This is a genomic window from Rhodococcus sp. R1101, assembly GCF_000278445.1.
GTDB classification, from domain to species: Bacteria; Actinomycetota; Actinomycetes; order Mycobacteriales; family Mycobacteriaceae; genus Rhodococcus; species Rhodococcus gordoniae.
This window is the reverse complement of record NZ_AJVB01000184.1, coordinates 1-7,085: the sequence shown is the minus strand read 5'-3', so window position 1 is coordinate 7,085 and position 7,085 is coordinate 1. Positions and strand designations below refer to the sequence as shown.

8 protein-coding genes are annotated in these 7,085 nt (G+C 69.0%); 7 read left to right on the top strand and 1 reads right to left on the bottom strand.

Annotated features, from left to right (window positions below):
• Positions 1–1,261: bifunctional lysylphosphatidylglycerol flippase/synthetase MprF (locus tag R1101_RS0112895; RefSeq protein WP_016933832.1), on the top strand; the 1,261-nt coding region annotated here is incomplete at its 5' end.
• 15 nt (positions 1,262–1,276) lie between these two features.
• Here R1101_RS0112895 and R1101_RS0112890 read toward each other — a convergent pair.
• Positions 1,277–2,050 (bottom strand): DUF427 domain-containing protein, encoded by a 774-nt coding sequence (locus R1101_RS0112890; protein WP_016933831.1) that lies wholly within the window; start codon positions 2,048–2,050, stop codon positions 1,277–1,279.
• A 191-nt stretch (positions 2,051–2,241) separates the two neighbouring features.
• Here R1101_RS0112890 and R1101_RS31310 point away from each other — a divergent pair, with 191 nt between their 5' ends.
• From R1101_RS31310 to R1101_RS26625, 6 genes are all read left to right on the top strand, one after another.
• Positions 2,242–2,373 carry a hypothetical protein gene (locus R1101_RS31310; RefSeq protein WP_269726633.1) on the top strand — a complete coding sequence of 44 codons (132 nt, stop codon included), beginning with the start codon at positions 2,242–2,244 and terminating at the stop codon, positions 2,371–2,373.
• On the top strand, positions 2,370–3,992 hold the full coding sequence (gene crtI / locus R1101_RS0112885) for a phytoene desaturase family protein (RefSeq protein ID WP_026003214.1): 1,623 nt from the start codon (positions 2,370–2,372) through the stop codon (positions 3,990–3,992). The genes R1101_RS31310 and crtI overlap by 4 nt, the downstream gene beginning before the upstream one ends.
• Positions 3,985–4,953 (top strand): phytoene/squalene synthase family protein, encoded by a 969-nt coding sequence (locus tag R1101_RS0112880; protein WP_016933829.1) that lies wholly within the window; start codon positions 3,985–3,987, stop codon positions 4,951–4,953. Before crtI ends, R1101_RS0112880 begins: the two co-directional genes overlap by 8 nt.
• Before the next feature lie 52 nt (positions 4,954–5,005).
• Entirely contained in the window at positions 5,006–5,590 is a 585-nt protein-coding gene (gene idi / locus R1101_RS0112875; protein WP_016933828.1) for an isopentenyl-diphosphate Delta-isomerase, read from the top strand.
• A gap of 38 nt (positions 5,591–5,628) precedes the next feature.
• Positions 5,629–6,381: an ABC transporter permease gene (locus R1101_RS0112870; RefSeq protein WP_016933827.1), complete on the top strand. Its 753-nt coding sequence runs from the start codon at positions 5,629–5,631 to the stop codon at positions 6,379–6,381.
• Positions 6,382–6,669: 288 nt separating this feature from the next.
• Positions 6,670–7,085: biotin carboxylase N-terminal domain-containing protein (locus tag R1101_RS26625; protein WP_037223220.1), on the top strand; the 416-nt coding region annotated here is incomplete at its 3' end.

The following is a 7,085-nucleotide window of genomic DNA, read 5'->3' as shown; positions in this document are numbered from 1 at the left end:
GCTGGCCGCCGACGGATTCGACCGTGATCCGGGCGTCGGCACCTTGCTCCGCGACGCTCCCCGCCGGCTCCTTCCACCGGTCTGTCTCCAGCTCTTCGAGCCTCCCGTGATGCCACTCGACACCGCGGCCACCCTGCTGTTCGAGTGGACCGGTGTGATCGTCTGGGTCGTCTTCTGTGCCCTGATGCTGCGCAGTTTCCTCGTTCCGCCGCTCGGGGTCGACCTCGGTGACGAGCAGCGGGTGCGAGAACTCCTGCACTGTCCGGGCGGCGGCTCGATGGCGTGGATGACGACCTGGGCGGGAAACCGGTACTGGTTCAGCGCCGACGGCCGGCACGCCGTCGCGTATCGGGTGCACTCGGGCGTCGCGCTGACCACGACCGATCCGATCGGTGAGCGCTCGTCGCTGACCGGAGCGATCGACGAGTTCGCGGCCTACTGCCTCGGCAACGGATGGACCCCGTGCTTCTACACGGTGGGCGAGGACACCGCAGCGATCGCCCGGGAGCACGGCTGGACCTGTCTGCAGGTCGCCGAGGAGACCGTCGTCGATCTCGCGGATCTCGCCTTCAAGGGCAAGAAGTTCCAGGACGTACGGACCGCGCTCAACCGTGCCGCCAAGGACGGGATCGAAGCGAAGTGGACCACCTTCGCCGCCGCGCCGCTGTCGGTGACCGAGCAGATCGTCGACATCTCCGAGGAATGGGTGGCCGACAAGGGACTGCCGGAGATGGGATTCACGCTCGGAGGACTCGCCGAACTGCGGGACCCCGAAGTCCGGTTGCTGCTCGCGGTCGACGCGAACGAGCACGTCCATGCCGTCACGTCGTGGATGCCGGTCTACCGGGACGGGGAGGCTGTGGGTCTGACACTGGACTTCATGCGGCGCCGTTCGGACGGGTTCCGGCCCGCGATGGAATTCCTCATCGCCTCCGCGGCACGCTCCGCCGCAGAGGAGGGCCTCGAATTCCTGAGTTTGTCGGGTGCCCCGCTCGCGAGCGTGGACGGTGCGTCCGGACTCGACCGTGGGGCCTTCGACGCCCTGCTCGATCTGCTCGGCCGCACTCTCGAACCCGTCTACGGATTCCGCTCGTTGCTGGCGTTCAAGGCGAAGTTCCAGCCCCGCTACCGGCCGCTGTACATGGTGTTCCCGGACCCGGCGGCGCTGCCGGCCATCGGGATCGCGGTCGGTCGTGCCTATCTGCCGCACATGTCGCTCGAGGAAGGTGGCCGTCTGGTCACACATCTGTTGCGCCGATGACGGTTGCTCACGTCCTCACTCCTCGACCGTGATCTCCGCGGCGTCGTCGTAGAAGCACACGTATCCCTCGATGAACTCCATGCCGGGGAACGGCTCGGGATACGACCATGCGACGTTGTCCTCGGGCGGCGTGCCGGAGAACGACCAGTACCGGGCGATGCCCTTGTAGGGGCAGCTCGTCCGCCATTCCGATTCCGCGAGCACCGAGAAGTCGACGTCCTCGGGCGGCAGGTAGTAGCGGGTCGGCAGGCCGGTCTCGAACACGAGCACAGGATTGCGGGTCTCGCCGACCACGACGTCGCCGATGGTCACGCGCACGTGGCGCGAGCTGCGCAATGCGTCGACTCGGTGAAAGGGATCGCGCGGATGGGTGAACACTTCGGTCTCCTCCTCGAACCACCGCTCGCCCTCGTCGAGGTCCTCGCCCGGCCCCGTCTCACCCCACCGGAACCACTGGAAGACGAGGCGGTCGTCGAGCCCGTCGACGTCGAGCTGGCAGACGGGTGAATAGGCCCGCCGGTCGCCGACGACGATGTCGTACCACTGCCACACGTCCTGCCGGGATCGGCTGGGCGACACGGAGGCCGAGATCAGGTCGAGCCGGACGTGCTCACGGGGGAAGGCATAGAACGGGACGGGTTTGCCCGGTGCCCACACCAATACGGCCCGGCTGCTGTCGACCACGGTCCGGCCGAACCACTCACCCCTGATCCGGCGCTCGGTGGGTTCGTAGAGATAGTCGTCGGTCTCCGGTGGGCGTCGGAGCACAGCGGTCTTGCGGGCAGCCATATGTCGACCGTATCGCGCCGTTCGAAGGAAGGGACCGGACCGGTCGAGCAGAGATCCGGGAACCGAACCCATCCGCCCGCCACCCGGCTCCGAATACGGGACGAGGCGGCGTGAGGGCCGTCACCCGAACCGACCGAGAAGAACCGATACGACACCCGAACAGCTCCGGCGGCGACCAGAGGAACACCGACATGCACCCATCCGAAGCCCGGCCCGACGACAACCGGCACCCGCATCCGTCCGTAGGTTTTCTCCAGTTGTTCATGGAAGCGCGCACCCGCGTGGAGCAGGTGACGCCACGCGTACAGGGAGGGAAGGCATGAGATCCGTCAGTGGCCCCGCCGAGTCCGTCGTCGTGGTGGGGGCGGGCCTCGCGGGGTTGTCCGCAGCGCTCCATCTCACCGGAGCCGGCAAGCGCGTCACCGTCCTCGAACGCGAGAACACGGTGGGCGGTCGCGTCGGTACGTACCCGGTCTTCGAGGACGGCCGGCATCTCTACGACATCGACAACGGGGCCAGTGTCCTGACGATGCCGGACCTGATCGCCGACGCGCTCGCCGCCGTCGGTGAATCCTTCGACTCGACCGCCCCGGCGCTCGCCCTCACCCCGCTCGCACCCGGCTACCACGCGCGCTTCGCCGACGGCACCGCCCTGAACGTGTACGCCGATCCGGACGAGATGACCGCCGAGATCGCGCGGGTGTGCGGCCCCGACGAAGCCGGCGGATACCGGCGGCTGCGCCGCTGGCTCGCGTCGATCTTCGACGCCGAGTTCGACCGCTACATCGACTCCAACTTCGACTCGCCGCTCGACCTGGTATCGACGCCCGCGGCGCTGCGGGACACCGCGAACCTGGTCCGGCTCGGCGGCTTCGGTCGCCTCGGAGCACGCGTCGGGTCCTTCGTGAAGGACGACCGGCTCCGGCGGATCTTCACCTTCCAGGCGCTCTATGCGGGAACCGCCCCGGCGACGGCCCTCGCGGTCTACGGCGCCATCGCCCACATGGACACCTCGCTCGGCGTCTACTTCCCGAAGGGCGGCATGTCCGCCATCGCCGCTGCCATGGCGGACGCCCTGATACGTAACGGCGGCACGGTGCACACCGGGATCGACGTGGCGGAACTGCGCGTCGAGGACGGCCACGCGGAAAGCGTGCGATCCGCGGACGGCCGGTACTTCACCGCCGACGCCTTCGTCCTCACCGCGGATCTGCCCGTGGTGGACGATCTGCTCCTCCGTGCCGGGGTCCTGCCACGCCGACGCAGCCGGAGCGCGACGGTCGCGTCGCCGTCCGCCGTCGTCTTCCACGGCACGGTGCCCACCGACGTGACCCGGGCCTGGCCGTCGGACTCCCACCACACCATCGATTTCGGTGCCGAGTGGTCGGAGACCTTCGCCCGGATCACGGCGCCGCGCGGTCACGGCCGGTTGATGGCGGATCCGTCGCTGCTCATCACGCGACCCGCCGTGACCGATCCGTCCCTGCGGGTCGTGCGGAGCGGCGTCGAGTGCGAGCCGGTCTCGGTGCTGGCGCCGTGCCCGAATCTCGCGTCCGCGCCTCTCGACTGGGGCCGTCTGGGAAGGCCGTACATGCGGGAGATCCAGCAGGTCCTCGAGCGTCGCGGCTACCGGAATCTGACGAGTGCCATGCGCATCGACCATCTCGACACCCCGCAGACCTGGGCGGACAAGGGGATGCTCGACGGCAGCCCGTTCTCGGCGGCACACCTCTTCCGTCAGACCGGTCCCTTCCGCCGACCCAACCTCGTGCCCGGGGTCGACAATCTCGTTCTCGCCGGGTCGGGCACCACGCCCGGAGTCGGCGTCCCGACCGTGATCATCTCGGGTCGGCTTGCCGCGGAACGTATCTCGGGTAGCAACTCCACCGGTTCCACGCCGGTGCCGGTCCCGATGGAAATGGGTGCGACGGCTCATGGGTGAACTCGACGCAATCGATCCCGGCCTGCACGAGGCGTACCGGCTGTGCCGTGAGCTCAACCGGCGCCACGGCAAGACCTACTTCCTCGCGACCCGTGTCTTCCCGGCGTCCAAACGTGCCGGGGTGCATGCGCTCTACGGATTCGCGCGGATGGTCGACGACATCGTCGACGTGAAACCGGTCGACGCGGCACCGGTTCTCGACGCGCTCGAACGCCGGCTCACCGATGCGCTCGGCGGCCGACCGCCGACCTACGACGAATTCGGTCTCGTATTACGAGCGCTCGTCGACACCACGCAGCGGTACGACATCCCGCACGAGTACTACTACGCCTTCCTTCGCTCGATGCGGATGGACATCCCCGGCACCGAGCTGTTCCGTTCGCGGTACCGCACGATGGACGAGCTGTCGGAGTACATGTACGGCTCGGCTGCCGTCATCGGACTGCAGATGCTGCCCATCCTGGGGACCGAGACGGAACGCGAGCGCGCCGAGGCTCCCGCCGCCGCACTCGGTGAGGCCTTCCAGCTCACCAATTTCATCCGCGACATGGGGGAGGACCTCGACCGCGACCGCATCTACCTGCCCACCGACACACTCGCCGCCTTCGACGTGGACGAGGACCTGCTGTGGCACTGCCGCAGGACGGGGCAGCGCGACGTGCGGCTCGAGCGCGCCCTGGCGCATCTGATCGCGCACACCCGCTCGATCTACCGTGTGGCCGAACCGGGCATCGACCTGCTCGACCCCGAGGTGCGGCCCGCGATGCGCACCGCCTTCGTGCTCTACGGCGACATCCTGAGAGCGGTGGAGGAGAGCGGATACCGGGTACTCCACCAGCGCGCACGCGTGTCGCGGCGCCGGCGCCTGTCGGTGGCGGCACCCCAGCTGGCCTCGGCCGGTTGGACCACACTGCGCACACGGTCGAGACTGGGAGTGGTCACCGCGCCGCAGGACCGGTGACACCTGCCCGGCCGAGCCGGCATTCGGACACGAATACAGAACAGGACATCACATGGAACAGGTCGTGCTGCTCGACGACGCAGGCCGCGCGGTCGGAATCGAGCCGAAGGCGACGGTGCACACCACCGACACCCCGCTGCACCTCGCCTTCTCGTCGTACGTCTTCGATCCCCACGGACACGTTCTGCTCACCCGGCGGGCCCTGGACAAGTCGACCTTCCCCGGTGTCCTGACGAACAGCTGCTGCGGCCACCCGGCTCCGGACGAGCCGCTCACCGAGGCCGTGCGCCGCCGGCTGGGTCAGGAACTCGGACTCGAGGTGCACGACATCGAGGTCGTCCTGCCGTCCTTCCGATACCGGGCGGTGATGGACAACGGCATCGTGGAGAACGAGATCTGCCCCGTCTTCCGGGTGCTGTACGACGGACCGGAGCCCACCCCCGAGCCGTCGGAGGTGCACGACACCGAATGGGTCGACTGGGGGGAGTTCTCCGAGGACGTCGTCGAGGGACGCCGTGAGGTGTCGGTGTGGTGCCGCGAGCAGGTCGAGCAGCTCCGGGAGCTCGGTCCCGACCCGCGGCGCTGGCCGGTGGCGTCCGCCGCGGATCTTCCGCACGCCGCGCCCGAGCGTCGATAGGGCGGCATCCGGCGAACGGGGTCGTTAACGTCGACCCCGTGATCGACCCGTCCGTCCTGATCCGCACGATCGTCGGTGTCCTCGCCCTTGCTGCGATCTCGACGGCGGTCCTGTGGGCGTTCCGCGCCCCGCACCGATTCGCGCCGGTCGGTGCCATCGCCCGCGGCGCGATCCAGCTCGCACTCATCAGCGTCGTGCTCTCCGGTGTCATCGCCGACGCCCGCTGGGTCGCCGTGGTGCTCGTGGTGATGTTCACCGTCGCGTGGTGGACGGCCTGCCGACGCATCGGGAGCGACGCCGTCGTGCGCGGGGTGACGGCCGCCGCGATGCTGACCGGCGTGCTCGTCTCGGCGGGTGTCGTCTTCGCCACCGGCGCGGTGGAGGCCACCCCGCGTTACGCGCTCGCGCTCGGCGGCATCATCATCGGCAACACGATGACGGTCGCGACCCTCGCCGGTCGCCGCTTCCACGACACCGTCGACGACCACTGGTCCGAGGTGGAGGGCTGGCTCGCGCTCGGCGCGACCATGCGGCAGGCGACGCTCTCACCCGCCCGGTTCGCCGTGCACACGGCGATGATCCCGTCGACCGATCAGACGAGGACCACCGGTCTGGTGACCCTGCCCGGAGCCTTCGTCGGCGCGATCTTCGGCGGGCTGTCACCGGTCGAGGCCGGACGGTTCCAAGTGGTGGTGCTCGCCGCGATCATGGCGACGGCCTCGATCACGTCCGTATCGATGGCGCTCGGTCTCGGCCGCGCCCTGCGGTACCGTCCCGTGGTCGTCGCGTGAGACGCATCGTCGTGCACCGGTCGCGAACGGGTGATCTCGACTGGATCCGGCACGTGGTGCTCTCCGACGACGAGGTGGGACGCGAGATGCGGAATCTGTCACCGCTGACCGTGATCTCGCCTCGGCCCGCGCAACGAACCGGCTCGAATCGTACCGACGAAGGGCAGAAGGCCGTCGCTGAATGCCTGTATCGGCGCCACCGGCTCGATTACCGTCGATCGATGATCTTGCCCTTTCCGAACTCGGTAGTAATTGTGGAGGCAGCCGCTGCCGAGGGAAGGATCGTCGATGTTGCTCGTAGCCAACCGGGGTGAGATCGCGTTGCGGATCGTCCGCACCGCCGGAGACCTCGGACTCGACACGGTCGCCGTTCATGCCACGGACGACGCCGACGCTCCGCACGTTCGCGCCGCCACGCGAGCCGAGGCCCTTCCGGGCACCGGTCCCTCCGCCTATCTCGACCCCGACGCGATCGTCGGCGTCGCCCGGGCGACCGGGTGCACGCTCGTGCACCCGGGTTACGGATTCCTCAGCGAGAACGCCGCCTTCGCGCAGACCTGCGCGGATGCCGGGCTCACCTTCGTCGGACCGTCCCCGCAGGCGCTGCGCGTCCTCGGCGACAAGCGCGCCGCCCGTGAGGTGGCGGACGAACTCGGCATCCCGGTGATCGCCGCCGTCGAGGCCAGGGATCCGGATTCCGTGCG

Bases quoted from the DNA above. Each gene is read 5' to 3' on its own strand.
- R1101_RS0112890 (WP_016933831.1), bottom strand. From the start codon at position 2,050: ATGGCTGCCCGCAAGACCGCTGTGCTCCGACGCCCACCGGAGACCGAC.
- R1101_RS31310 (WP_269726633.1), top strand. From the start codon at position 2,242: ATGCACCCATCCGAAGCCCGGCCCGACGACAACCGGCACCCGCATCCG.
- crtI (WP_026003214.1), top strand. From the start codon at position 2,370: ATGAGATCCGTCAGTGGCCCCGCCGAGTCCGTCGTCGTGGTGGGGGCG.
- R1101_RS0112880 (WP_016933829.1), top strand. From the start codon at position 3,985: ATGGGTGAACTCGACGCAATCGATCCCGGCCTGCACGAGGCGTACCGG.
- idi (WP_016933828.1), top strand. From the start codon at position 5,006: ATGGAACAGGTCGTGCTGCTCGACGACGCAGGCCGCGCGGTCGGAATC.